The organism is Ralstonia sp. SET104 (assembly GCF_003851545.1).
In the GTDB taxonomy this organism is placed as follows: domain Bacteria; phylum Pseudomonadota; class Gammaproteobacteria; order Burkholderiales; family Burkholderiaceae; genus Ralstonia.
On the sequence record NZ_BHVX01000010.1, the window covers coordinates 39,758 to 65,478 of the forward strand.

Annotated in this window: 25 protein-coding genes; 14 read left to right on the forward strand and 11 right to left on the reverse strand. The window is 62.3% G+C overall.

The genetic code is table 11. The features are described from left to right. The first annotated feature begins 22 nt into the window (after positions 1–22). On the forward strand, positions 23–670 hold the full coding sequence (locus PSUB009319_RS14175) for a BON domain-containing protein (RefSeq protein ID WP_124382868.1): 648 nt from the start codon (positions 23–25) through the stop codon (positions 668–670). A gap of 87 nt (positions 671–757) precedes the next feature. Here PSUB009319_RS14175 and PSUB009319_RS14180 read toward each other — a convergent pair whose 3' ends face one another. Then, positions 758–1,558 (reverse strand): helix-turn-helix domain-containing protein, encoded by an 801-nt coding sequence (locus tag PSUB009319_RS14180; protein ID WP_124382869.1) that lies wholly within the window; start codon positions 1,556–1,558, stop codon positions 758–760. Positions 1,559–1,810: 252 nt separating this feature from the next. Between PSUB009319_RS14180 and PSUB009319_RS14185 the strand changes: the two genes are divergently transcribed. The 3 genes from PSUB009319_RS14185 (at position 1,811) to mgtA (ending at position 6,955) form a co-directional block, all read left to right on the forward strand. Next, positions 1,811–3,199 carry a PAS domain-containing sensor histidine kinase gene (locus tag PSUB009319_RS14185; RefSeq protein WP_124382870.1) on the forward strand — a complete coding sequence of 463 codons (1,389 nt, stop codon included), beginning with the start codon at positions 1,811–1,813 and terminating at the stop codon, positions 3,197–3,199. Next, entirely contained in the window at positions 3,196–3,843 is a 648-nt protein-coding gene (locus tag PSUB009319_RS14190; protein ID WP_124382871.1) for a response regulator transcription factor, read from the forward strand. The genes PSUB009319_RS14185 and PSUB009319_RS14190 overlap by 4 nt, the downstream gene beginning before the upstream one ends. A 484-nt stretch (positions 3,844–4,327) precedes the next feature. Then, the gene (mgtA, locus tag PSUB009319_RS14195) at positions 4,328–6,955 is read left to right on the forward strand and encodes a magnesium-translocating P-type ATPase (protein ID WP_124382872.1); all 2,628 of its coding nucleotides are present in this window, start codon (positions 4,328–4,330) and stop codon (positions 6,953–6,955) included. Positions 6,956–6,986: 31 nt separating this feature from the next. On the opposite strand, the gene PSUB009319_RS14200 is transcribed toward mgtA, so the two are convergent. The 5 genes from PSUB009319_RS14200 to PSUB009319_RS14220 form a co-directional block, all read right to left on the reverse strand. After that, positions 6,987–7,637 (reverse strand): phosphoribosyltransferase, encoded by a 651-nt coding sequence (locus PSUB009319_RS14200; RefSeq protein WP_124382873.1) that lies wholly within the window; start codon positions 7,635–7,637, stop codon positions 6,987–6,989. 4 nt (positions 7,638–7,641) lie between these two features. Then, positions 7,642–8,325, reverse strand: coding sequence for a dienelactone hydrolase family protein (locus PSUB009319_RS14205; RefSeq protein ID WP_124382874.1), 684 nt, complete (start codon positions 8,323–8,325; stop codon positions 7,642–7,644). A 35-nt stretch (positions 8,326–8,360) separates the two neighbouring features. Then, positions 8,361–8,825 (reverse strand): cyclic nucleotide-binding/CBS domain-containing protein, encoded by a 465-nt coding sequence (locus PSUB009319_RS14210; protein WP_124382875.1) that lies wholly within the window; start codon positions 8,823–8,825, stop codon positions 8,361–8,363. Between the two features lie 22 nt (positions 8,826–8,847). Then, positions 8,848–9,333 carry a hypothetical protein gene (locus tag PSUB009319_RS14215; protein WP_124382876.1) on the reverse strand — a complete coding sequence of 162 codons (486 nt, stop codon included), beginning with the start codon at positions 9,331–9,333 and terminating at the stop codon, positions 8,848–8,850. Positions 9,334–9,517: 184 nt separating this feature from the next. Further along, positions 9,518–11,068 (reverse strand): bifunctional aminoglycoside phosphotransferase/ATP-binding protein, encoded by a 1,551-nt coding sequence (locus tag PSUB009319_RS14220; RefSeq protein ID WP_124382877.1) that lies wholly within the window; start codon positions 11,066–11,068, stop codon positions 9,518–9,520. Positions 11,069–11,195: 127 nt separating this feature from the next. Here PSUB009319_RS14220 and PSUB009319_RS14225 point away from each other — a divergent pair, with 127 nt between their 5' ends. Genes PSUB009319_RS14225 through phbB form a run of 4 tightly spaced genes read left to right on the forward strand, consistent with a single transcriptional unit; the run spans position 11,196 to position 14,206 of the window. Continuing rightward, entirely contained in the window at positions 11,196–12,233 is a 1,038-nt protein-coding gene (locus tag PSUB009319_RS14225; RefSeq protein ID WP_124382878.1) for a zinc-dependent alcohol dehydrogenase family protein, read from the forward strand. A gap of 47 nt (positions 12,234–12,280) precedes the next feature. Next, a complete protein-coding gene (locus PSUB009319_RS14230; protein ID WP_124382879.1) occupies positions 12,281–12,934 on the forward strand; it encodes a nitroreductase family protein in 654 nt (217 codons plus the stop codon). A gap of 8 nt (positions 12,935–12,942) precedes the next feature. Next, entirely contained in the window at positions 12,943–13,452 is a 510-nt protein-coding gene (locus PSUB009319_RS14235; protein WP_124382880.1) for a hypothetical protein, read from the forward strand. Between the two features lie 7 nt (positions 13,453–13,459). Continuing rightward, entirely contained in the window at positions 13,460–14,206 is a 747-nt protein-coding gene (gene phbB / locus PSUB009319_RS14240) for an acetoacetyl-CoA reductase (protein ID WP_124382881.1), read from the forward strand. Between the two features lie 25 nt (positions 14,207–14,231). Here the strand turns inward: phbB and PSUB009319_RS14245 are convergent, their stop codons facing one another. Then, positions 14,232–14,549 carry an HPF/RaiA family ribosome-associated protein gene (locus PSUB009319_RS14245; RefSeq protein ID WP_124382882.1) on the reverse strand — a complete coding sequence of 106 codons (318 nt, stop codon included), beginning with the start codon at positions 14,547–14,549 and terminating at the stop codon, positions 14,232–14,234. A 384-nt stretch (positions 14,550–14,933) separates the two neighbouring features. Here PSUB009319_RS14245 and PSUB009319_RS14250 point away from each other — a divergent pair, with 384 nt between their 5' ends. The 4 genes from PSUB009319_RS14250 to PSUB009319_RS14265 all read left to right on the forward strand — a co-directional run bounded on the left by PSUB009319_RS14250 (position 14,934) and on the right by PSUB009319_RS14265 (position 19,983). Next, positions 14,934–15,527 (forward strand): rhomboid family intramembrane serine protease, encoded by a 594-nt coding sequence (locus PSUB009319_RS14250; protein ID WP_124382883.1) that lies wholly within the window; start codon positions 14,934–14,936, stop codon positions 15,525–15,527. A gap of 64 nt (positions 15,528–15,591) precedes the next feature. Beyond that, positions 15,592–16,380, forward strand: coding sequence for a polysaccharide deacetylase family protein (locus PSUB009319_RS14255; protein ID WP_124382884.1), 789 nt, complete (start codon positions 15,592–15,594; stop codon positions 16,378–16,380). Beyond that, positions 16,373–17,635 carry a putative glycoside hydrolase gene (locus tag PSUB009319_RS14260; protein WP_374704197.1) on the forward strand — a complete coding sequence of 421 codons (1,263 nt, stop codon included), beginning with the start codon at positions 16,373–16,375 and terminating at the stop codon, positions 17,633–17,635. Before PSUB009319_RS14255 ends, PSUB009319_RS14260 begins: the two co-directional genes overlap by 8 nt. Further along, a complete protein-coding gene (locus tag PSUB009319_RS14265; protein WP_124382886.1) occupies positions 17,590–19,983 on the forward strand; it encodes an exo-beta-N-acetylmuramidase NamZ domain-containing protein in 2,394 nt (797 codons plus the stop codon). The genes PSUB009319_RS14260 and PSUB009319_RS14265 overlap by 46 nt, the downstream gene beginning before the upstream one ends. A gap of 52 nt (positions 19,984–20,035) precedes the next feature. On the opposite strand, the gene PSUB009319_RS14270 is transcribed toward PSUB009319_RS14265, so the two are convergent. The 3 genes from PSUB009319_RS14270 to PSUB009319_RS14285 form a co-directional block, all read right to left on the reverse strand. Further along, positions 20,036–20,362, reverse strand: a complete 327-nt coding sequence (locus PSUB009319_RS14270; protein ID WP_124382984.1) for a hypothetical protein — start codon at positions 20,360–20,362, stop codon at positions 20,036–20,038. Between the two features lie 247 nt (positions 20,363–20,609). Continuing rightward, a complete protein-coding gene (locus tag PSUB009319_RS14275) occupies positions 20,610–21,098 on the reverse strand; it encodes a hypothetical protein (RefSeq protein WP_124382887.1) in 489 nt (162 codons plus the stop codon). Positions 21,099–21,691: 593 nt separating this feature from the next. Beyond that, positions 21,692–22,069: a hypothetical protein gene (locus PSUB009319_RS14285; RefSeq protein ID WP_260392986.1), complete on the reverse strand. Its 378-nt coding sequence runs from the start codon at positions 22,067–22,069 to the stop codon at positions 21,692–21,694. A gap of 417 nt (positions 22,070–22,486) precedes the next feature. Here PSUB009319_RS14285 and PSUB009319_RS14290 point away from each other — a divergent pair, with 417 nt between their 5' ends. Continuing rightward, complete coding sequence (locus tag PSUB009319_RS14290; RefSeq protein WP_124382889.1) at positions 22,487–23,419, forward strand: 1-phosphofructokinase family hexose kinase; 933 nt, start codon at positions 22,487–22,489, stop codon at positions 23,417–23,419. 90 nt (positions 23,420–23,509) lie between these two features. On the opposite strand, the gene PSUB009319_RS14295 is transcribed toward PSUB009319_RS14290, so the two are convergent. Next, the gene (locus PSUB009319_RS14295) at positions 23,510–24,082 is read right to left on the reverse strand and encodes a BCAM0308 family protein (RefSeq protein ID WP_260392987.1); all 573 of its coding nucleotides are present in this window, start codon (positions 24,080–24,082) and stop codon (positions 23,510–23,512) included. Positions 24,083–24,361: 279 nt separating this feature from the next. On the opposite strand from PSUB009319_RS14295, the gene PSUB009319_RS14300 reads away from it, so the two are divergent. Next, positions 24,362–25,657, forward strand: a complete 1,296-nt coding sequence (locus PSUB009319_RS14300) for an erythromycin esterase family protein (RefSeq protein WP_124382890.1) — start codon at positions 24,362–24,364, stop codon at positions 25,655–25,657. The last annotated feature ends 64 nt before the right edge of the window (positions 25,658–25,721 follow it).

Below are 25,721 nucleotides of genomic sequence, written 5' to 3' on the forward strand. Positions count from 1 at the left end.
CTCTATCTAGCAGGAGCAAGGTATGAAAAGCGATCTGGGTATCAAGCAGGACGTCAACGACGAACTGCTTTGGGAGCCTGCGGTGGATGCCGCAGCGGTGGGTGTAGAAGTGGACAACGGCGTGGTGACACTGACCGGCCACGTGCACAGTTACATGGAGAAGCTCGCAGCCGAGCACGCAGCCGAACGTGTTGCTGGTGTGCGTGGTGTCGTGCAGAAGATCGAAGTCCGCCTGCCGGGCGCGTACACCGATGCGGACGTTGCTCAGGCGGCCCGCTCCGCACTTGAATGGCATGTCAGCCTGCCGTCCAACCGTATTGAGGTTCTGGTCGAGAATGGCTGGGTGACGCTGTCGGGTGAGGTGGACTGGCCCTACCAGAGCGAACTGGCCGCTCACGCCGTGGGGTCGCTGCGTGGTGTGGCGGGCCTGATCAACCGGTTAAGTATCAAGACGCGCGTGGCGCCGGCCAATGTCGCCGAGCAGATCGGCGCCGCACTCAAGCGGCATGCCGCGCGTGAGGCCGGCCACATCCGCGTCTCCGTCCAGGGTGGCACGGTGACGCTCAGCGGCCACATCGGTTCCGCATCGGAGCGGCGTGCGGCCAAAGGCGCGGCATGGTCCGCGCCTGGTGTGACAGAAGTCATCGATCATCTCCAGATCGCGACGTAAGGTTGCAAACCAGGCAGGAAAACAAACACGCCGCCCCACCAGAAAAAAGTGGGGCGGCGTTTTTTGTGTTTGTAGTGAGCGGAGCGATCAAAGCTCCGTCAGTGCCGCCTTGTCAGTCAGTTCGATGTTCTTGCCGCTCACGACGATCCAGCCTTCGCGGTGGAACTTCGACAGCGCACGGCTGACAGTCTCAAGCTGCATGCCAAGGTAGCTGCCAATTTCTTCGCGGGTCATGCGCAGCGTGAAACTCGAAGCGGAGTAACCGCGGTCCTGCATGCGCGTAGAGAGGTTCAGCAGGAAGGTCGCAACACGCGCTTCCGCGCTCAGCCCCGCAAGCAGCAGCATGAGTCCTGACTCGCGCACGATCTCTTCGGCCATCAGTTGGTGAAGGCGATGTTGCAGTGGGCGGATGTCCTGGCACAGGTCTTCAATGCAATGGAAGGGCATAGAGCAGACGGTACTGTCTTCCAGGGCAATTGCATCGCAAGTGTGACGGTCGGCGGCAATGCCGTCGAGGCCAAGCGTTTCGCCCGACAACTGGAAGCCGCTGACGTGGCTTGCGCCGTTGGGATGCGACACCACAGTCTTGAACGAGCCTGAGCGGACGGCATACAGCGCATGGAAGCTATCGCCGGCGCGAAAGAGGGCTTCGCCTTTGGCGATCTTGCGCCAGGTGTGAACCATTCTGTCCAGGCTATCTCGTTGCGCGGAGGGCACGGCGCTCGCGATGCACGCCCATTGCATCACGCAACTGCTGCACTGGCTGTTGGGAACCAGCGGCGTTGTCAGATGGGCCTGCGTTGCATCGCGCACAAGCCTGAGCGGGGCAAGCGTGGCAGGACGGCGGGTGTCGACGGGTGCTTGGTGCTCTGCAGTATGCGGGATCATGGGGCGGCTCCGGGAAGGTATCTGTGGTCTTTTGGCACGCACCCCGGGTGAGGTGGTGGGTATCCGGCCACTGCGCTTCATCAACGCCGGTGTCCGTAAGTCCAGTATCGGAGGCGCGGCGTTTGCGCGAAATCAGGCGGCGCTGAGATGCGCGTCGGGATGCTCCATGCCCTTGTCAGGGTTTCCTGACAGCGGTGGCAGGGTTTTTCAGAGGGCGTCTCCATCACATGGCTAGTATCTCTCGCCCCCGGAATGGACTATGTTGTCTGCATCCCGACCTTTTGGCGGCGTTCGGTGGCGGATCAAGACAGTCAATCCTCGAAGGCAACGCGCAGGCGCCTGTTGCAGTTGCAATCCAGCTCAGCAGAACTCGTGGTTGGGGTGCTGGCGATCCTGCTGCTGGCAGCGTCCGTCATGCGGTTGGCGCTGGCACTTCAGGCCAGAGACGCCGCGTTTATTTTTCTAGCCTCGGCAAGTATCGCTGCGATCCTGGCGCTGGTGTTCTACTGGCTCCGGCTCAGGAAGCTACGCGCCGCCGTGGCACGTGATCTGACCCACCTGGAGAAGAGCGAAGCGCGGCTGGCCGGCATCATCCGCTCGTCCATGGAAGCGATCATTTCGGTGGATGAAACGCAACGCATCGTGCTGTTCAACCCCATGGCCGAAACACTGTTCGGATGCCCGGCCCGTCATGCCATCGGCCGCCGGCTGTCTGACTTCATTCCCGAGCGCTTTCGCGGCGCGCACGAGGCGCACGTGCGGCGCTTTGGGGTGACGGGGGTATCGGAGCGCCAAATGGGCAAGCAACGTCCGCTATTTGCCTTGCATACGGACGGGCGAGAGTTCCCGATCGAGGCGTCGATTTCCCAGATCGAAGTGAACGGCGGCAAGCTTTTCACCGTGATGCTGCGGGACACCACAGAGCGTGTCCGCGCAGAAACGGCGCTGCGGCGCTCGCAAGAGGAGTTGCAGCATCTGTCGGACAGCATTCTGGCCACGCGGGAAGAGGAGCGGCATCGTATTGCACGCGAGCTGCACGATGATCTGGGCCAGCGTCTGAGCGCGCTCAAGATGGATATCTCGTTGCTGGCGGGCGATCTCCAGGCTGCAGGGAGCGACAAAGGTTTGATTGACCAGACCCGGGCGATGCAGCATGTCATCGACGAAACGATTGCAGCCGTGCGGCAGATCTCCGCAGACCTTCGGCCGCCGCTGCTTGACGAGCTGGGCCTTGTGCCGTCCATTGAGTGGATGGCCAAGAATTTTCGTCAGCGCTTTGGCTTGGTGGTCAACGTGCATGCGCAAGAGATGTCGATGCCGGAGCACGCCGCAATCTCGGTCTTTCGGATCGTGCAGGAGGCGCTCAACAATGTCGTGCGCCATGCAGATGCCACCCGTGTGGAAATCGAGTTTTCGCAACAGGACGACATGCTCGAATTGTTCATTCAGGACAATGGACACGGCTGGAGCGGGGCGCCTCCGGCAGCGGGCGAACGCAAGCCGCTGGGGTTGCTTGGTATCCGCGAGCGGGCTCGGCTCCTGGGTGGGCAAGCGACGATCACACACACACCGGAGGGCGGCTTTCGCCTGGCCGTGCGCTTTCCCGCCGTTCATGAAACTGACGCGGAGGCCAGGATATGATCCGCGTAATGATTGCCGACGATCACGCTGTGATGCGCGATGGCGTGCGTCATATTCTGGAGCGCGCCGGGGATTTCGAGGTCGCATGCGAAGCCTCGGATGGTACGCAGGTCCTGCAACTGGTGCGTGACCATCAACCCCAGGTGATCGTGCTCGACCTCTCGCTGCCCGGACGCAGCGGACTGGAGCTGCTGCGGCAACTGCACGATGATCACCCGAGAGTGCGCGTGCTGGTGCTGACCATGCACGCTGAAGAACAGTACGTGGCGCGCGCCTTCCGTGCGGGCGCGGCCGCTTATCTGACCAAGGAGAGCGCCGCAACTGAACTGGTCACCGCTCTGCAGAAGGTGGCCATGGGCGGCACGTATGTCAGTCCGCCCATGGCGGAGAAGCTTGCACACAGCCTGGGCGAGCCCAGCGAGGAAGCTGCGCACACCCGATTGTCCGACCGCGAGATGGAGGTCTATCGCCGGCTGGTGCGTGGCGAGCCGCAAACCGACATCGCCGCCAGCCTGTGCGTAAGCGCAAAGACCATCAGCACCTACAAGATGCGGCTGATGGACAAGCTGAGGCTCTCCAGCGAAGCCGCGCTCGTGCGTTACGCCATACGTCATCGTTTGTTTTCTGACGACGATACGCTGTAGCGCGCAGGCCGAAGCCGGTGCCATGGCACATGCCAGCGAGTTAAGTCTCGCTGTGCAATTGGCGGAGCACGCACGGCAACCCCCCCCAGGTGACGACGACCGTTGCGTTGCATCAAGCCCTGACGCGCGTCCTGCGCTCTAATGATTTGCACATCCGGGTGCTTTGCCCGCAATTTCCCATGCACACCATGCCAACGCCGTCTCAATCTGCTGCAGTCAAGATCGGCTTGCCTCCATACGTGCCCATGGCGTGGGTGTCGATGCAGCCGGTATCGCCTCAGAATGTTCAGGGAAAGCGTGTTGTGGTGGCGCACGCAGCGGTGCCGAATATGCTGCGCAGTGCGTTGATTGCCGCGTTGCCCGGCCATCGCCAAGCAGCTCGAATACCTGGGCGGCGCCATCGGTGCCGGGATCGTGCCGCCGCGCCGCGCCGATCTGTGCGCTTCGCGGTTCGCCATACGGCCTGCGCGCCAGGAGGCTACTGATGCGCGGCAAGCCACGCTGGCAAGCGCTGCCCAATGTGTTGTCCGCACATTCACCGGCCGACGATCTCTCGATGTGGTCGGCACTAGCCTCGCAAGACGTGCTGGAGCGGCTGGAGACGCAGCCGCACGGCCTGACGCAGCAAGCCGCCGCACAGCGCCTGCGTGAATACGGGCTCAACCGTGTGGCCAATGGCCATCACGAGGCTGTGCTGATTGAGCTGGCGCGCCGTTCGGTGAATCCGCTGAATCTGCTGCTGATTTCGCTGGCGGGCGTCTCGGCGGTGTTGGGCGATGTACGGGCAGCCGTGCTGATTGCCGTCATGGTGGTGCTGAGCGTTGTGCTGGGCTTTCTGCAGGAGCATCGCTCGAACCGGGCGGCGGAGGCACTGCGCCGCATGGTGCATACAACGGCAACGGTAAGGCGCATCGGCTCAGACGGCGCTGAAACGAGCCAGGAAATTCCTATCGAGCAATTGGTGCCGGGCGATATCGTCCAGCTTTGCGCCGGTGACATGGTGCCGGCAGACTTGCGGCTGCTCAGCGCGAAGGACGTGTTCGTCAACCAGTCTGCCCTGACTGGCGAGGCCATGCCACAGGAAAAGCATGCGGAGCCTTCCGACAGCCACCCTGCAGCAGATTTCGATCGGCCCAATCTGTGCTTCATGGGCAGCGCCGTGGTGAGCGGCTACGCGACGGGCGTTGTCCTGACCACCGGCCACCGGACCGCCTTTGGTCATGTGGCCAACCTGATTGCCGCGCAACGCGTGCAGACCAGCTTTGATCGCGGCATTACCCGGTTCACCTGGCTGATGCTGGCGCTGATTTTGGTGATGGCGCCCACCGTCTTTCTGATCAATGGACTGACCAAGGGCAACTGGTTCGAGGCCCTGTTGTTTGCGGTGGCCGTGGCCGTTGGCCTGACGCCCGAGATGCTGCCGATGATCGTTACCGTCAATCTGGCCAAGGGCGCCATTGCCATGTCACGCAAGAAGGTCATCGTGAAGCGGCTGAATGCCATCCAGAACTTCGGTGCGATGGATGTGCTGTGCACCGACAAGACCGGCACGCTCACGCAAGACCGCATCATCCTCAAGCATCACCTGGATTTGCGTGGCGAAGAATCCGACCAGGTGCTGGAGTATGCATTTCTTAACAGCTTCTATCAGTCGGGCCTGAAGAACCTGCTGGACGTGGCCGTGCTCAAGCACGTGGAGCTGGAGCAGAGCCTGGATGTGCATGCGCGTTTCCAGAAAATCGATGAACTGCCGTTTGACTTCGAGCGCCGGCGCATGTCGGTGGTACTGGCGCGGGACGACGGCACGCACGTGCTGATCTGCAAGGGTGCTGTGGAAGAGGTGCTGGCCGTCAGTGCGCGTTACGTCAGCGGTGACGAGGCTGGCCCGCTGGAGGCAAGTCATCTCGAACAGACGCGGCAACTGGCGGAGAACCTGAATGCCGACGGCTTCCGTGTCGTGGCTGTTGCTTACAAGGAGATGCCGCCCGAGCAAAGCCAGTACGCCATGGCGGACGAGTCGGGGTTGACGTTGCTGGGGTATATCGCCTTTCTCGACCCACCACGTGATACGGCTGCGCCAGCCATTGCAGCCTTGAAGGCCAGCGGCGTGGCAGTCAAGATCCTGACGGGGGACAACGCCATTGTTGCGCGCAAGATCTGTCGCGAGGTCGGGCTGGCCGTGGAACCGGTGGTGCTTGGCACCGAGCTGGCTGCCATGTCACCCGACCAGATGGCCGATATGGCTGAACGCGCGTCGGTCTTCGCCAAGGTGTCGCCCGCGCAGAAGGCGGCCATTGTCGAGGCCCTGCATCGCAGGGGCCATGTCGTGGGGTTCATGGGCGATGGCATTAACGACGGGCCGGCGCTCAAGGCCGCGGATGTCGGCATCTCCGTGGATAGCGCGGTCGATATTGCCAAGGAGTCCGCCGACATCATCCTGCTGGAGAAAAGCCTGGCCGTGCTGGGGGAGGGCGTGACGGAAGGGCGCAAGGTGTTCGGCAACATCGTCAAGTACATCAAGATGGGCGCCAGCTCAAACTTCGGAAACATGTTCAGCGTGCTGGGCGCCAGCCTGTTTCTGCCCTTTCTGCCAATGGCACCGGTGCAGGTGCTGCTCAACAACCTGCTCTACGACTTCTCGCAAACCGCCATTCCGACCGACAACGTGGACGACGATTACCTCGTCAGGCCGCGACGCTGGGAGATCGGCAGCATCCTGAAATTCATGCTGTACATGGGCCCCGTCAGTTCGTTGTTTGACTTTGCGACCTACGCGCTGCTGCTTGGCGTTTTTCACGCGTGGGCCGATCCGTCGCTCTTCCAGTCGGGGTGGTTTGTTGAATCGCTCCTCACGCAGACACTCATCATCCACATCATCCGTACGAGCAAGGTGCCGTTTGTGCAAAGCCGTGCAAGCACTGCCCTGGTGCTGACCAGCGTTGCCATTGCCTGTGTGGGCGTAGCCATGCCGCTAACCCCGGTCGGCGCATTGTTTGGCTTTGTTCCGCTGCCAGCGGCCTACTGGCCCTGCTTGGCGGCAATCGTGTTGGCCTATGGGTTGTGCGCTTACGTGACAAAAGCTTGGTATGTGCGCAGGTATGGTCTGGATTGATGCCGGGCGTGACGCGGTTGCCGAAGTCGGGTCAGCTCGCCTTGCGTTCGGTTTGCGCGGATGCGCCCAGCGCTGCACGCACCTCGGCATCTTCGACTTGCGGAAAGTTGTCGTAGTGGAGGCCGACCGCGCGGAAGCCCTGCGGCGCGTAGAGGCAGACGACATCGTCGGCCAGCGGCCGAATGTCTTCCAGGCTATCGGGTGCGGCCACAGGCACCGCGCAGATGAGGCGTTGCGGATGACGCTGGCGGATGGCGTGGAGTGCCGCCTTCATGGACGCCCCGGTCGCCAGGCCATCATCGACCACGATCACAACGCGCCCCTGTACGTCATATGGCTCACGGTGGGGGGTATAGAGCGCACGGCGCCGGCGGATGACGTCCATCTGTTCGGCGCTTTCCTGCTCGAGATATGTCGCATCCGCGCCGATGCGGCCCGCGTACGGCGCGATGTAACTCCAGCCGCCTTCCTCAACGGAGCCAACCGCCAGTTCGGGATTGAAAGGCGCCCCGAGCTTGCGAACCAGCACGACATCAAGCTGACCATCGAGTGCGGTTGCGATAAGTGCGCCCATGGGAACGGCGCCCCGCGGGATGGCCAACACCAGAGGATGCGTGCCCCTGTACTGGTCCAACGCATTCGCCAGCATGCGCGCTGCATCCAATCGATCTTTGAATCGCATGGGGTTACCTCGCGTGTTGTTGGGGTTGCGTGACCGAGCTCAGATGACGGACAAACCATGCCCGCGCCAGTTCGGCCACTTGTTCGAGCGCGCCTGCTTCTTCAAAAAGGTGCGTTGCGCCGGGCACCGTGTCGAGGGCTTTCTCACAATGCATCTGGCTCAAAGCTTGCCGGTTGAGGTCGAGGACGTCCAAATCGGCTGCGCCGACGATCAGCAGGGTCGGGCAGGCGAGTTTGCCCAGCGCGCGCTGGCCGGCAAGATCCGGGCGGCCGCCGCGGCTGACGACCGCTTCGATCGGGCAGGCGTCGTCCGGCTCGGCTGCCGCCAGGATCGCGGCTGCGGCACCGGTGCTGGCGCCGAAGTATCCGAGGCGCAACCTGCGTTCGCGGGCAATGCTGCCTACCGCGTGTGTGGCTGTATGCAGCCGCCGCGCCAGGAGAGCGATGTCGAACCGGCATGAGGCGTGTGCCGCCTCTTCGGCGCTCAGCAGGTCGAACAGCAGTGTGCCCAGTCTGGCAGCGTGGAGTTGATCGGCAACATACCTGTTGCGCGGGCTGAGCCGTGAACTGCCGCTTCCATGCGCAAAAATCACCAAGCCGACCGCGTTGACCGGGCAAGTCAGGCTGCCCTGGAGCACGGCGTCGTCAGCCACGATGTCCATGCTTAGAGAAAGCGGCTCGGCGTTCATGGAGCGGAGTTCCTGAAATTGGGGTGGCAGCCGGATTACACGCTCAGCGGCGGCTGGACGCTACCGGTCGTTTCGCGCTCACGCTCGTTATGAACGAGGCGGGCGATCAGGCTCCATTCTGTGGCCATCGCGCTCAGCACATCGTCCAGAGACAGCACGCCAATCAGTGCGCCGTCAGACGTCACGCCAACACGCCGGACGCCGGCGGAAAGCATTTCCTGCAACGCGTCGCTCAGGCTTGCATCGAGCGGTACGTTGAGGATGCCGCGGCTCATGACATCGGCCACGCAGGTCTGAGACGGGTCAATGCCAACGGCGACCGCATCGAGCACCATGTCGCGATCCGTGATGACGCCGATCGCGCGAGCCCCAGAGGGGGTGTTCTCCGTCACCACCAGCGCACCGACATGTTTTTGGCGCATCTGCTGCGCCGCCTCCTGGAGCGTGCACGAGAGCGGAATGTGGACTGCATTGTGTGAATAGACGTCCTGAACTCGCATGATGGGCTCCTTGGCCTGTCGATCAGGCGGCCTGCTCAGCTCTTGCCTTTGCGGGGCGTGCCGGTCCGTTCTTCTTCGCCTCGGAGTCTGGCAGAGCCATGAGGTTGAAACTGTCAAAGAAGGCCTTCAGCGAATCGGAAGAGGCGGCAAACAGTTGGGAGGACGATTGCCCTTCCGGTTGTTGCATCTGCTGAGTCCATTCCGTCAACCGGCGCAAATAGGCGGCCTGGAGCTTGTTCGTAAAGTCGATCCATGTCTGCAGCGCCGCGGCGCCGTGGGTCGATTGCATTTTCATAAAGATGCTTTGTGCGGTGGCCAGCGATGTCCAGTCATGCGTGCCGCTCAGTTCATGTTCCAGCTCGCGCACATCTTCCAGCGCAGCCTCGGCCAGCTTGAGGCGGAATTGGGCCAGGTCGATTTGCACCTCGAGCATGAAGCTGGCGGTGCGGCTCATATCGCGCATGGCGGCGCATGCCAGGTTGCATGCCATATCAGCGGGTTGTTGCATTGTGATCTCCGGTGGGGTTTTGGCGGGCAGGTGAGCAGGGCCGCTGAATGCGGTATCCCTATGCAGCGTAGGCACTCTGCAAGTGTGTGCGTTGATATGGCGCAAATTGGCGGCCGCGCGCGAAACATCATCGCTCCAGCGCTTGGTTTCAAGGCACTTGATTGCCTGAGCCTGCCTGGTGAAATCACTGCCCTCTGCTTCTGATGTAAGGCACCACGTTGGACATGTCGCCAAGGACGACATGTGCCCGCTCTTGCATGTTGAGCGGTTGTTGTGTGGCGATCTGGGCTTCCAGCACATGCAGGTCTGCCTCGGATGCGTCGAGCCCGCTGCGCATGCGAGCGCGGATGCGCGTGCGCAGCGTTTGGACGTCGGCAACGCAGTCTACGATGGCCACTGCCACGCCCAATCGGCGGGCCAGCGAGAAGAATCGTCTGCGCTGGTGCTCGGCCAGGAACGTGGCATCGGCAAGCATCGGAAAACCGGCGCGTGCCCCCAGCTTGCAGACAGCGGCCAAGCGTCGATAGGTACGTTCGACTGCACGCGGCAGGTACCGATCGACAGCGGCAACATACCGGAAGCGTTGGCGTTCCACGTCGGAGCGCACGCGGATCATCCCTTCTGCTTCGGCAAGCTGTGCGGCGCGGGTGGATTTTCCGCTGCCGGCAAGGCCATGCATGAGAAGAATGCAGGCGTCGTCTCGGCAGAGCAGCGCCCGGCACAGCTCAAGCATGCGGTGTGCCTCGCCGCGCGGCCTGGCAGCCAAATCGGGTGTTCCCTCCAACTGATGGGCGCGCTCCAGCAGCACCCGGGCGCGCACGAGCGCGCGCATCGATGCGTAGAAGGGCAGTACCGCCAACCCGCCATAGTCGCCACATCGTTCGAGATAACGGTTGATCAGGCGATACGCCAGCCCATGCAGACCCGCGGCGAGCAAGTCCATGAATAAAAAGGCGGTGTCGTACATGGTGTCGATCGACCGAAGCGACGGTGAGAATTCCAGGCAGTCGAACGGCGTTGGCTGGCCACTGATCAACACGATGTTGCCCAAGTGCAGATCGCCATGGCATTCGCGGATGTGGCGGCTGCGCCGGCGTGACGCGAATGTCTCTTCGAGGCGATCTGCGCGCTGGCGAAGAAGCGATACGGTGGCCGCCGCAATCAGCGGTTCAGTGCTGAGGGCAATGACCCCCGCTGCGCAGTCCTCAAGCACGCGCCGAATGCTTGCCGGTGTTCCATCGTCTGACCCAGGGCCGCAGACAGGCGCGGTTGCGTGGAAGTCTGCAATCAGGTCGGCCAGCGCGTCGATCTCTTCCGGGCGGAGTCGCCCATCATGCGCCAATGCACTCAGTACGTCCTGCTGGGCAAACCGGCGCATGCAGACCGCGTACTCACAAGGTGTGCCTTGCCCATTGACGCGGATGGCGCCCGTGGCCGGATCGAGCGAAATGGGCACCACGCCAAGGTACAGCGCAGGGGCAAGGCGGCGGTTGAGGCGGCATTCCTCCTCGCAATCGTTTTGCCGCGCGCGGAGCGTCGAAAAATCGACGAAGTCCAGCTTGATCGGCTTGCGCACCTTGTACGCAAATTCTCCGGCCAGGAGGACCCACGACAGATGGGTTTCGATCATCTGCAAATCCGCAGCGGGGTGCGGATACGCTGCCGCTTCAAGCATGCGAGTGACCAACGCGTCGGCTGGCTGCGTGCGTGCAATGGTGGTGGCTTGTTCGGCCATGCGCGGGTCTCGCCTCCTGATACTGGAGATCAATATCGCGCGGTTGCTGCCATGCGCCCTGACGTAGATCAACGTCCGCGCAGGGTGGTTGCCTAGCATGGAGTCATCGTCCTCTTCGGTGATTCCCATGAAAGCACTCGTCTACGAAGGGCCCGGCAAAATCACGCTGTCAGAGAAGCCGAAGCCGGAATTGCAGACACCCGGAGACGCAGTGGTGCGCGTAACGTTGACGACCATCTGCGGTACCGATCTGCACATCATCAAGGGCGACGTGCCGACCTGCGAGCCAGGGCGCACGCTGGGCCACGAAGGCGTGGGCGTGGTGGAATCAGTCGGTGCGGCCGTGACATCGCTCCAGCCGGGTGACCACGTGCTGATCTCATGCATTTCGTCTTGCGGAAAATGTACCAACTGCCGGCGCGGCATGTACTCGCACTGCGAGACGGGCGGCTGGATCCTGGGCAATCGCATCGACGGTGTGCAGGCCGAATACGTCAGGATTCCGCACGCCGAGACCAGCCTTTACAAACTGCCGCCTGGCGTCGATGAAGAGGCGCTGGTCATGCTGTCAGACATCTTCCCGACCGGGTTCGAATGCGGCGTACTCAATGGCCGCGTCCAGCCTGGCAACAGCGTGGCAATTGTCGGTGCGGGACCCATTGGGCTGGCCTCGTTGCTGACGGCGCAGTTCTACTCGCCGGCGCAGATCATCATGATCGACACGAACGCGGCGCGGCTGGAAGTGGCCGGCCGGCTGGGCGCAACGGCCTGCATCGACGTCTCCGGTGAAGACGCAGTTGCCGCCGTGAAGCGGCTGACGGATGGCGTGGGGGTCGATTGTGCGATCGAGGCGGTGGGCGTGCCAACCACGTTCGAACTCTGCCAGCAACTGGTTGCGCCAGGCGGGGTGATTGCGAACATTGGCGTGCATGGCGTGAAGGCCGATCTGCATCTGGAAACGTTGTGGAGCCAGAACATTGCCATCACCACGCGGCTGGTGGATACGGTCAGCACACCGATGCTCCTCAAAACGGTGCGCGCAGGCAAGCTGCTTCCGGGGCAGCTCATTACGCACCGGTTCAGGCTCGATGACATCCTCACCGCCTACGACACCTTCCGCAACGCCGCGAAGACTCAGGCGCTCAAGGTGATCATCTCCGCCTAGGCGGCAACACGTGTCCGACGGGTTTTCAGTTTTGTGAGGGGGATGCCATGAGCGAGGCGGTGCTTCTGTCTTATGACCCTGTGCAACATCTACTGCCGCAGCCAACGTCTCACGCCGCGCCGTCAACCATTGCGCTGGCGCCGCCGCTACTGGATGGCGGCAACACTCTGACCGCGGCGCTGACCAAGCGGAAAAGCGTGCGCGCGTTTGCGCCCACGCCACTGTCATTGCAGCAACTGAGCGAATTGCTGTGGGCGGCGAACGGCATCAACCGCCCGGCAACAGGCGGGCGCACCGCACCTTCGGCGCATGGCCTGAACGAGATCGATATCTACGTCGCCCTGCCAGAAGGCGTTTATCAATACGAACCTGTGGCGCACCGCTTGCGGCTCAAGCATGCCGTGGACGCGCGCAACCTCACCGGGTATCAGGATTTTGTGGGCAGGGCGCCGCTGGATCTGGTGTACGTGGTGAACCATGCGCGTGCAGATCAGATGCCAGAAGCCGTGCGCGAAACCTTTGCCGGCGTAGCGGCGGGGGCGATCTCGCAAAACGTGTCGCTTTACTGTGCCTCGGCCGGGCTGGGCTGTGTAGTGCGTGGCTGGCTTAATCAGCGTCTTTTGGCAGAAGCCTTGTCACTCAATGAAGATGAAGTTCCGGTGCTGGCACAGACGATCGGCCGCCCTGGCGCAGAGCAATGAGGTATGAAATGAGCCAAGCATGTCGTCTTTTGCCACGCTGCCTTCTGGCCGCGTTGGCTTTGGCCGCGAGCGCGCACGCGGGTGCAGTTGGGCCGGACGCGGTGGCGGCTCCGGAGGTCCGCTCCCAGAACGAAATCGCGTATGTGTCGGGCGGTGTGGGGAGCGACGAGCGCGACACCATGCGCGCGATGGCGCGTCGTTTCAATGTGCGGCTGAACGTGGTGTCGGTCAAAACCGGCGAGGCGCTGTCGGATGTGGATGTCTCGGTTGCGGATGATCGCGGCAAACTCCGTTTGCGCGTGCGCACGGAGGGGCCGCTTTTGTATATGCAATTGCCTCGCGGGCGCTATCAGATAACGGCTGCGTATCAAGGTGTAATGCAGACCCTGAGCGTTCGCGCAGGCGCGCAGCCGGTTGATGCCGTTGTGCGGTTGCGTGTCGAACCGGGAACAGACCGGTGGCTCTTGTGTAAGCGTGGTTGCCCCCGCGCCGGCCGACATCCGGCGATAGCGCGATGAGGCCGTCATGACAGCACAGCGCATTGCGCTTATCACCGGTGGCATGGGCGGGCTGGGGGAAGCCATTGCCATCCGTCTTTACGCGCAAGGGCATCGGGTTGTGGTCACCCATTCGCTGGGCAATACGCATGTGACCTCATGGGTGGCAGAGCAGCATGCCCAAGGGCGTCTGTTTCAGACGTTTTCGGTGGATGTGGCTGACTACGACGCTTGCCAACGCTGTGCATCTGAGGTGCTTTCGATCGTGGGCCCGGTCGACATACTGGTGAACAACGCCGGTATCACGCAGGACATGACCTTCAAGCGCATGACGCTGGATGCCTGGCGGAACGTGCTTGCCACCGATCTCGACTCCGTCTTCAACATGACCAAGCCGCTGTACGCAGGCATGATCGAGCGCGGTTGGGGCCGCATCATCAACATCTCGTCGGTCAACGGATCGCGGGGCGCGTTCGGGCAGACGAACTACGCGGCGGCCAAGGCCGGCATACACGGGTTCACCAAGGCACTGGCCCTTGAGTGCGCCGCAAGGGGTGTAACCGTGAACACGATTTCGCCCGGTTATCTCGCCACCCGAATGACGCGCGATATTCCTGACGAAATCATGCAAGAGCGGATTCTTCCGCAAATCCCGATAGGACGCCTGGGCAGGCCGGAAGAAGTGGCTGCCTTGGTGGCCTTTTTGTGCGGCGAGGACGCTGCCTACGTTACGGGTGCCAACCTGGCCGTGAATGGTGGCTTGCACATGCAATAGCGCGTTTGCACGCCCACGATATGCCTCAAGACTGTGACGAGCGTTTGCCATTGGCTTGCACGAGCATGCGTTCCACATGCGTGAAAGCTTCGTGAAGCGCGACGTATGGGTCTTCGTTGGACGTGTTGCTCGAAACATGCGTCTGATGCGGTGTGAACACGTGGATGTGGACGTCGAATGGCTTGCCATGGTGCTGATGCTTGGCTCCCACGGCCAGGCTGACGCGGCAGCGCAGCAGATCGCCACGAAGACGCTTCAGGCGCTCCACACGGTCGATAACCGCTTCTTCGACGGCCTTGGAATGCGGAATCCCCTGGAACGAAATATCGACTGGCACGCTCATGGTTTGGCTCCGGTTGGTCTGGTTGCTGGTGTGGACATTGATGCTTCATTTTTGATCGCACGATTTCCGGCACCTTGACTCGGATCAAACCAACCGGCGCGGCCGGCGGCATGTTGCGGTGCAGACACAAATAGCCCGAGGTGGTGTGTGAGTTCGGTCGTCACATGGTCCGCTTCAACAACGGACGCAGCGTGTCGAGCGAGTGCGCATTGAGTCCGTTTGCTTGCCCCAGCCACGTACAAGCGCACCTTCCGACTTTGCCGGGCTGCATTCAATGCCGCGCGTGGCTTTGCAGGATCACGAAACGCTGTCGAACCGGCTTGCGCGAGATCAACCCGGCAAACGCGCGCCGCCGTATCGTGGGCAGAGATCAAGGGTGCTTTCATGATCAAGCTGCTCATCCTGATGAACGTGGTGGTGTTCGTTGCGGAACTTTTTGCGGGAGACGAGTTGCTGCGTACCTTTGCGCTCTGGCCACTCGGCATATCGGGCGGCGGCATGCGGAGCGGATTCATGCCGTGGCAACCGCTGACATACGCCTTCCTGCATGCAAATGGTGCGCATCTGGCGCTCAACATGTTCGGTCTCTACATGTTCGGGCGCGACGTGGAACGCACCGTGGGAGCGCCTCGGACTTGGCTGCTCTATCTATCCAGCATCTTGAGTGCGGCGTTCGCGCAAATCGCTTTTACAGTCTTCAGCGTTCTGCCGGCGGGTCCGGTCATTGGCGCGTCCGGGGGCGTATTCGGATTGCTTCTCGCTTACGCCGTCCTGTTTCCCAATCGCATGATCGTTCCGTTGATCCCGCCCATCCCGATGCCTGCGTGGGCGTTTGCAACGCTCTATGCAATCGTGGAGCTGACACTCGGCGTGAGCGGAACCGAAGTCGATGTCGCGCACTTTGCCCATCTGGGCGGCATGGCGGGCAGCGGGGTGCTGCTTTGGCAGTGGTTGCGCGGCACACCACGCGAGTCATAGGTCATAGGCTGTGCAGGGTAGACGAGGCGGGCTATCCATTCATCCTCCTTCGGAGCTGCGGCTGATGAACACCTGGGTCTTCTCGTTGTGTTGCGCGCTTCTGATGCTTGCGTGCCCCGGTGCCAACGCAGAGACGCCCGCCATGGAGCCACATGTGGTGGTGCTCGTTTATCACCGCTTTGCATTGACGGCAGATAGCACCATGACGGTTCGGATGCAGACATTCGAGGCGCATCTACATGCGATCGAGGCGGCTGGTTATCGCATCGTTCCGCTAGCGGACATTCTGCGCTGGCACGAAGGCAAGCAAGACGCACTGCCCGCGAAGGCTGTTGCCATTACGGTGGATGACGGCCATCGGTCTGTGTACGAGACGTTGTGGCCCGCGCTGCGCGGCCGGAGCATACCCGTGACGCTGTTTGTGTACCCGTCTGCAATCTCAAATGCCGCATACGCGATGACCTGGCCCCAGTTGCGAGAGCTTGCCCGCACCGGCCAGTTTGAGGTGCAGTCTCACACCTACTGGCATCCGAATTTTCGCGTGGAACGTATGCACCGAGGCGCCGATGATTTCGTCAAGTTCGCCCACGACCAGTTGCGCCGCGCAAAGGCGCGCATCGAAACAGAGATCGGGGTCCCGGTGCACGTACTGGCGTGGCCGTTCGGCATCCACGATCCTGAACTGGAGCGCATCGCCCGAGAGGCGGGCTATACCGCCGCGTTCACTCTGGACGCGCGGCCGCTGCGGGCGAGTCAACCCGCCCTGGCACTGCCTCGATACCTGATTACCGATGACTGTGGAGCGCGATGCATGACGCGCATTCTCAATGCAGCCGGGGGCAATCATGAGTAGCCGCTTGTGCCTGTGGCTTGCAGCGGTGTGGCTCTCTTGCGCGCAGTTTGCGGGCGCGGCCGAGATCAGGGTGGTCGACGCACAGACTCACCTTCCTGTGGAAGGCGCTTTCACATTCGTTCAGGGCGAGAGCGGAACGACCGATGCTGCCGGCCTGGTCGCCATTCCGGCATCGGCGGTGGATGCACGCGCGGTGGTCAGCGTCCGCGCGCCTGGCTATGCACGTGCCGAGCTGGTGCTTGGCGGCCCGCAGCCCGCAGTCGGGATATCGCTCAAGCCGATCAGGCCGAAGGCGGTTTATCTGTCGGTACAGGGCGTATCCAACCGATCCTTGCGCGATGCGGCTGTCGCCCTTCAGGGCGAGACGGCCATCAATGCGCTGGTGATCGACATGAAGGGCGACCGGGGAGATACACCTTATCCGAGTGCAGCCCGTGTGACAGCGGGCGCGGCCCCCGAACAGAACAACGGTGTGGCCCGGATCAACCAGTTCGCCGCCGTGATTCGGCAACTCCGTCTACGTGGCCTGTATCTGATTGCGCGCATCGTCGTCTTCAAGGACGACCGCTTGGCCCGGGCGCATCCCGAATGGGCCGTGCGAGACCGCGATGGAGAGGTCTGGCGCGATCGTGAAGACCAACAATGGATCGACCCCGGTGTGCAGGCCGCCTGGGCCAGCACGCTTGACGTGGCGGAAGAGGCTGCAAGACTCGGGTTTGATGAGATCCAGTTCGACTATCTTCGTTTTCCGGACGCCAATGGCTTGCAGTTTCACCAAGCCAACACGCAAGCACACCGGGTTGCGGCCGTTACGGGTTTTCTTGCGCGGGCCAGAGAGCGGCTGCGGCCGTACAACATTTACCTGGCGGCGGACATTTTCGGCTACGTTTGCTGGAACACCGACGACACAGCGATCGGCCAGCAGATCAACACACTGGGCGCTGTGGTCGACTACATCTCGCCCATGCTCTATCCATCTGGCTTCACGTGGGGCTTGCCCGGCAGCAGAAACCCCACCGAAAAGCCTGGCGAGATCGTCTCGCGTTCCCTGGCGGAAGCGAAGCGCCGCACAGGTTTGCCGGGCGTGAGGTTCCGGCCATGGCTGCAGGCGTTCCGGGACTATGCTTTTGATCGTCGTGAGTTCAATGCCGAGATGATTCGCGCCCAAGTCGACGCTGCCGATGCGGAAGGTACCAACGGGTGGATGCTATGGAACGCGCGCAATCGTTACGACCCAGCCAATTTGCCGCGATAGTCGCGGTACTGGCGGTGGTGCTGCTGGCCTGCACGCAGACCCTGCGCGCCGAGCCCGCCGCCACCGGCCTTGGGCCGCTGGGCACGCCTGTGCCCATGCGCGAACTGGAAGCCGTGGTGGCGGCGCAGATTGCCGATGCCAATGTGCCCGGGGCGGTCGTGGCGATCGGTGATGCCAGCGGGTTGCGCGAACGCGTCGCGCTGGGCGAGCGATCTGTTGGACTCGCCGCTGAGCCGATGACCGAAGACACCATCTTCGATCTGGCATCGCTCACCAAGGCAGTGGCCACTGCCACGGCGGTATTGCAGTTGGCAGAGCGAGGACGTTTGGAGTTGGATGCACCTGCCAGCCGTTACTGGCCCGCCTTCGCAGACGGAGGCAAGGCGCGCATCACAATACGGCAGTTGCTCATTCACACATCCGGTTTGCCTCCCGGCCTGGCCGCCCGAGCGGAACTCCGGAGTCGCGCCACGGTGCTTCACGCGATCGGGATCATGCCGCCGATTGCGGAGCCGGGGCTCCGTGTCATCTACAGTGATCTCAACTATGTTGTGCTGGGCGAGATCGTCCAGCGTGTCAGCGGGATCGGGCTGGACGCATGGTGTGCGCAGCAGATCTTTCGACCGCTTGGCATGCGCGACACCGCATTCCGTCCGAGCCACAAAGCGATCACCCGCATCGCGCCAACCATCATTCGCAACGGACGATGGCTTCGCGGCAAAGTGCATGATCCGACGGCCGCTGCACTGGGTGGTGTCTCCGGCAACGCGGGCCTGTTCTCCACGGCGGATGACCTCGCGCAGTTCGCCAGGATGCTCCTCAACGGGGGCCGCTTCGAGGGGCGCCGTATCCTGCAACCGGACAGCGTTGCCCTGCTGTTGACGCCAGACGCCTCGACTGCAGTGGAGGCAACACGCACGCTGGGATGGGAAGTCCAGGCGCCGTTGACGCCCAACCGCTATCGCGCGCCGCGCGCGGGGCTCCTCCAGCACCTGGGCTATACCGGCACCGGCTTATGGATCGACTTGGTAACGCGCAGATTCGTGATTGTGCTCACAAGCCGGCTGTATCCGGACGAGCAGGGTAACGCCATGCCGTTGCGTGAAGCCGTGCTGAATCTGGTGTCGAGCACCGCGCCGCCGCTCTCCGGCGAGCAGATCGCAGTGCGCGCCCCCACCATGGCCGATGCGGTGAACAGTGCCGGACGCCGCTTACCCATGGCGGTCGGCCCCGTGCGATCAGGTATCGATGTATTGGAGGCCAGCGGCTTCGCACCGCTTGCCGGAAAGCGGGTCGGCTTGGTCACGAACCACAGTGGCCTGGATGCGCAGGGGCGGCGCACCATCGACGTACTCAGTCAGGCGCCGGGCGTGCGGTTGACGGCGATCTTTGCACCGGAGCATGGCATCGGTACGGATCTCGACGCGCGCTTTGGCGACACGATCGACACACGCACCAACGTGGTCGTCCATAGCCTGTATGGCAACAGCAAAGACATACCACGCAGCGCGCTGGCCGATATCGACGTTCTGGTGTTTGACCTCCAGGACGCCGGCGTACGCTTCTTTACCTACCTTGCCACCCTGGGGGCGACGCTGGAAGCCGCAGCTAAGGCCCACATCCCGGTGCTGGTGCTGGACCGTCCCAATCCGATACGCGGTGATCTCGTTGGTGGGCCGGTATCCGATACGGCTGACCGCTCATTGACAAACTATGTGCCTCTGCCGCTTGTGCACGGCATGACGATCGGCGAGCTTGCCAGATTGCTGAATGATCAGTTGCACATCGGCGCAGCGCTGCATGTCGTGGCCATGGAGCAGTACGACCGCGCAATGCGCTTTGCCAATACCGGGCTGGGTTGGGTTCCGCCATCACCAAACCTGCGCGATTTTGCTGCCTTGGAGCGGTATCCGGATGTGGGGTTGATCGAGGGCGCAAGTGTCAGCGTGGGCAGGGGCACGTCGGCGCCGTTCGGCATGGTGGGAGCACCGTGGATGGACGGCACAGCGGTAGCGGAAGCACTCAATGCCCTGGATACCGGCGCCACCTATACACCCGTCCATTTCGTTCCAGCGGAGGGGCCATACCATGGCCGCTCGTGCTCGGGTGTGGCGATCCACCGGACGTCAGCGCTGACGCGCCCGGGCCGCATCGGTTTGGCGCTGGCCCGGGTACTGTCGCAACGCTATCCGGAGCATTTCAAGTTGGAGGCGATCCGCACGTCCGTTGCGTCGGAGACGGTCTGGGCGATGCTGCGTGATGGCGTTTCGCTAGACGCGATCGAGCATGCCTACAGCGCACAGACCGATGCCTTTCTCTCGCAGCGAGCGCCCTATTTGCTCTATTGACGATGGCAGCCACGCGCGCAGATGGAGCCCGCTGGGGCAATAACAGATGCTGCTACTTCATCTGATTGCCGCCATCCGTGTATGGGTCACGTTTGCCCTTTGCGCCTTCTGTGTACGGGTCAAACTTGCCGCGCCTCGACCCTTCTGTGTACGGGTCACGTTTGCCCTTTGCACCCTCTGTGTACGGATCAAACTTGCCGCGTCTTGATCCCTCTGTGTACGGGTCGCGTTTGGCTTGTTTAGCGCCGTCCGTGTAGGGGTCCACCTTGCGGGCCGCCTGTCCTTCGCCGTTCTGTGCCGCGTCGGGCTTACTCTGTGCGTACGCTGCAGTGGAAGCCGCTGCGACCACGAGCAGAGTCATCATGAGTTTTCTGCGCATTTTGTGCTCCTGCAAACAAATCAAATCCAACCGCTGGATCAAAAACCTGTTCTATCCACCACGTGCTTGCCCGATGGCTATTTCAAGAATAGGCAGCTGCTAGAGACCCTCGTTGACAGGAATCAAGCGGCTTTCTTTCGTCGATGCCATGCATGGCACATGGTTTTCGGCATTAGGCATTAGGCGTTCGGCATTAGGCGTTCGGCTTTTGTTTTGGCCGCCGTATTCCCATTCGCCCGGACAGCCGTCAGGCGCCTTGCGCGCTCTTGGGCGTTGTTTGCGGCTGCGACAGCGATCGGGTTTGCGTAGCCGATGCGGCTATCACGTTGAAGGTGTTGACCAACGTCTGCCAGGCGTCGAGGGACGCGGTCAACAGTTGTGCGGCAGGCGCAGCCGCCCCGGGCCGATGTTGGAACGGGGTGCTCCACTCTGTCGCCTGGCGCAGATAAGACTGCTGTGCGTCATTGAGAAGGTCGCCCCACTGGCGGGCAGCGTTTGCGCCCAGGCTGGCTTGCAGCTCCATGTATGCGCTCTGCGCCGAGGCCAGTGCGTTCCAGTCTTTGATGGCATCCAACTGGTCTTCCAGTTGGCGCAGATTCTCTAGCGCGGTTTCTGCCATCTTGACGCGAAGGCGCGCGAGCTGAAGCTGGCTACCGACGAAGAACTCGGCTGCGCGGCTGGCGTCGCGCATGGTGGCTCGGGCAAGGTTACAGACTGCATCAGTAGGCTGCGGCATCACGATCTCCGGTTGATAAGACTGCAGGGTAGGCACTTCGCCGTGGCCGGAATTGACCTGACGCAAGTCTCTGGATCGGCTTGCCGTATGCCCCTGACAGGACGGTTTTCCTGAGGCGATTGGCTGCCTGAGCCCCCCCAGAAAAAACTTCGGATGGCAGTGTCCGGCATCGGATCTGCTGGGCAGACCGGCGCCTAATCCAGATCCCACGCTGGATAGTCCGACAGAACGTCAGCCCGCGAGCGGCATGCGAGCAGCGGGTCGTCCGGTCCAATCCAGGCCGCGCGCACGTTCGCGCAGACGTCACGAAACCGCGCAGTGCTGATGCCCATGCGATTGGCTGCCGTTGCCCAGTGTGTAAAGACTTTTGAATGAACAGCCAGATACCTCTGGCGCATGTCTGGTTCTCGCGGAAACATGCCATCGGCGGGAGAAAAATCGGGGCACCTCAAGTAGAGGTTGAACCAGAAGAGCGCCGCATACGCCCGGAGAATCTCTTCCACTGACTCTGGACACGCCGGATTGAAGGCGACATGGGGGCACGGGCAATCGGTCTCACAGAAATATGTCGTACGCATGTTCGCGCGCCCCGGTTATCCGACGTGCTGAGGGTGCGTGGCGACGGAATACGCGCGCAGCGGATTGGCGATGGCGTCCACCGTCACCGTCATCTCCAGCCCACCAACGCCAGGCAAGCGGAGCAGGGCCATCTTCAGGTAGGTCAGTGGGCGGGCATTGCAGACGTGGCCAGTCATGCGAATGCGTCCATGCTCAGCGCTGATATGGATTTCGTTTGCCAACGTCGGGGCAAACCAGTTGGCGGCCGTCTTTGCCAAGACGGCAAGCGCCGGATCAGGGAGCAGACAGGCATTGGCATCCGGAAGAAATACCGTTGCCAGCGCATCTTCGTTGATGTGCCGAACGGGTGCCGCTTTCGCGAGCTGATGATGGATGGCTGCGGGAGCGATCATGGCGAAGGCGGCGTGTCAAAGTGTCTTGCCACCACTGTAGGAGACTGCCTGGAAGCGCACTTGATCGTAAGCAAAGCTTGATGATCAGGGTGCAGTGCTGGCAGAACCGAAGTCGAGCGATGGTTCCTGTATCAAGCCGGGCGTTTCTGTGCATGCACCCGCTCGCCTGTTCGAGACAGCCCGTGCAAACGCATCGGTGGACACGGCCGGCGCCGGGTGTGCTTGACGTAAGCAGGTATTGCGTTGTTGAGGCAGGTCAACGCGCGCGACGCAGTGCCCAATAGGCTAATAGATCAGTTCGCTTTGATGCGGCTTCGCTGTTGAGCCTGGGTTGATTTCCCTAAGAGGGCGACGGGATCGAAACGCGGATGTGCAGCATGACCACCGGCTGCCCTCCGCAGCTTCTTGAGGTGTGCAATGCCGGAAATTGTCACGCTTACGGTCAATCCCGCAATCGACATCGCCACGTCGGTGGAGCGCTTGACGGATACCCACAAGATGCGCTGCACCCCGGCGCGCTGTGACCCCGGAGGCGGCGGAATCAACGTTGCCCGCGTTGTTCATCGCCTGGGTGGGGATTGCCTGGCCATTTACCTTGCCGGCGGCCCGGTGGCCGAGCGATTGGGGCGTCTTCTGTCGGCAGAGGGCTTATCGTTCGTCGCCCTCGGGATCGAAGGGCAGACGCGCGAGAATTTTTCCGTGACGGAACTGTGCAGCCACCGCGAGTTCCGGTTCGTGATGCCGGGGCCGGCCGTCTCGGAAGCGGAATGGCAGCGCTGCCTGGAGTATCTGGATGCGCTGCAACCTGCGCCGCGCTACCTCGTGCTAAGCGGAAGCCTGCCGCTCGGGGTGGCCGACGATTTCTACGCGCGCGCCATTGACAGGGCCAAGGTTCATGGCAGCCGCGTCGTACTGGATGCCTCGGGTCCGGCATTGCGCATGGCATTGCCGCATGCGCCATACCTGATCAAGCCCAGCCTGAACGAGCTCCGACAACTCACAGGGCGCGCGTTGGAGACGGAAGCGGATTGCAGGCAAGCTGCTCGAGAGATTGTCCGCAATGGGCACGCGCATGCCGTCGCGCTCACGCTGGGCGCAGGCGGGGCCATGCTCGTCACGCAAAAAGATGTTGTCCGCTCACGTGCGGTCGCAACGTCATGCCTGAGCACCATTGGGGCGGGTGACAGCTTCGTGGGCGCAATGGTGTGGGCGCTTAACCGGAATGCCGGGATACACGAGGCATTTCGATACGGCATGGCCGCCGCTGCAGCAGCGTTGGGCCATGCCGGTACTGAACTTGGCAGCGCCGCCGAGATCGAGCAGCGCTATGCAGAGGTCTCCGTGTCTTGAGGCGCGCCTGCCTGAGCTTGATGGATCGGGGCAAGCCGCCGCTTGGCTTGCAAGGGCGGCTGGTGGCGTTACGGAGCGTCCCTCCTGATGCTACCGGCTCCATTTCACGTGCAGTTCGGTTTCTGCGTTGCCATAGTCAAACGTCAGGTGCCCGTGGAATGCATGGTGGATTGCGTGGCCGATGTCGCGCGCCAGATGAAAACCGGTCGTCAGGATGTCCGTGCCGCTGCTCGTGCATTCGACAGCCATGATGCGTTCCATCGGATGATCCAGGCGCAGATCTGCCTCGCGGTGGCGAGCGAGCGTCAGGATCTCTTCCCGATGGGCCGCCTCAAAGTCCCCCGACAGGTGGATTCGGGCTGCCGGCATCTGGTCGGCGGCACGCTGGCATGCCGAGCAGATCAATGAAGTTGCCCCCGGTGGTGGACTGCGCCACAACCAGCGGCCCTTGAGGTAAACGGCACCGCAAACCGGGCAACAGCTTGCGGCCGGTGCCTTGTCGGGTTGCCGATACCGGTTGTGGATCGGCTCAACGGCAAATGGGCTCCAGCGTGCCGGCCGCACTCGTTCGGATTGAGAGCGTTGTTTCATATTGACTCCTGTGAGGGCGAATTCCTCCGGCCTGCTGCAGAGCAGAATCTGCAACACGGTGGCGGTGGACAATTCTCAGAGTACTTCCCGCCGCGCGACGCAATTTGGGCTGAGTCAAGTCCGTGCGTAACAGTGCCCATCGAGCCAGGCTTCAGTCGAGCCGCATCGCGCCAGCAGGCACCACAGCCAACACGGCAAGCAGCGGTTCGGGCGGCGTTCAAGTGGGGTGCATCTTCCATGGCGTCCAGACGCCCACGCCGAGTCGCCCGCAGCTTGCGATAGCGCAATCAATGTGCGGCGGCGCTGTCTAGACTGCAGATACCACCGCTGCATCCGTGGAGCCCATCGCCCGTGTCTGCCCCTCTCACACCTTTCCTTGGCGTGCGCGAAGTGGCCAGCCGCCTCACCGGCAGCGCCGCCGACTACGACCACCTGCTGGAGATGGCCCGCGCAAAGCGCTACGTTCTTCTTGGCGAGGCTACGCACGGAACACGCGAGTTCTATCAGACACGTGCAGACATCACGCGGCAGTTGATTGTGCAAGGCGGCTTTGACGCCGTCGCTATTGAGGGCGACTGGCCCGACGCCTGGCGCATCAACCGCTATGTTCAGGGCGAGGGCACAGACACCGCTGCCGAGGCGCTAGGCGATTTCCAGCGGTTTCCTGAGTGGATGTGGCGCAATCGGGAGATGCTCGACTTCATCACTTGGCTGCATGCGCACAACGCGGCCCTTGCTACCCCGCAACGTGTGGGCGTTTATGGGTTGGATCTGTACAGCCTGTACCGGTCCGCCGAGGCTGTCGTCGAATACCTGCAGAAGACCGATCCGGAACAGGCAGCGGTGGCACGCATGCACTATGCGGCGCTGGACCACGTGCGTGAACCAATGACGTACGGCTACGAAGCTGCCGCAGGTTTGAGGTTGCCAGCGCAACGCGAGGTGATCGAGCAACTGCGCCGGTTTCGGGCGAGCGAGGCCAGGTTGATCGAGCAGGATGGCACCGCCGCCATCGACTCGCATTTCTTTGCCGAGCAAAACGCCATCGTCGTTGTCAACGCAGAAGCGTACTACCGCGAATCATTCGGACGCCGCGTCAATACGTGGAACCTGCGCGATGCGCACATGGCACAAACGCTGTTCGGTTTGGCTGCGTATCGGCAGCGCCGTGGCGGCGACGGGCGGATCGTCGTGTGGGCGCACAACTCCCATGTGGGTGATGCGCGGGCAACGGAATCCGCCAGCCGGCATGAATGGAACCTTGGGCAACTCGTGCGTGAGCAGGTTGGCGGTGCCGCATTGCTTGTCGGCTTTACGACCTATACCGGCCACGTATGCGCCGCATCCGAGTGGGGCGGCGAGGCCGAGCGGAAATGGGTGCGGCCAGCGCGGCCGGACAGTTGGGAGCATCTGTTCCACAGCACTGGGCTGGATCGCTTCTTCCTTCCGCTTGGCGATGCGGCGGCAGATGTGTTTCGCGAGCCGCTGCTGGAACGGGCAATCGGTGTGCTGTACTTGCCGAAGACCGAGTACGCCTCGCACTATTTCGATGCGGCCATCGGCGCGCAGTTTGACGCGCTGGTCCATCTGGACGAAACCTCTGCCATCGAGCCTTTGAGCACTTTGAGCACCGCGCTGCTACCGTGACCACACGTGTCCGCCGGGTTGCATTGCGTGTGTCATGTGTCATGTGTCATTTGGCCAGTGCAGG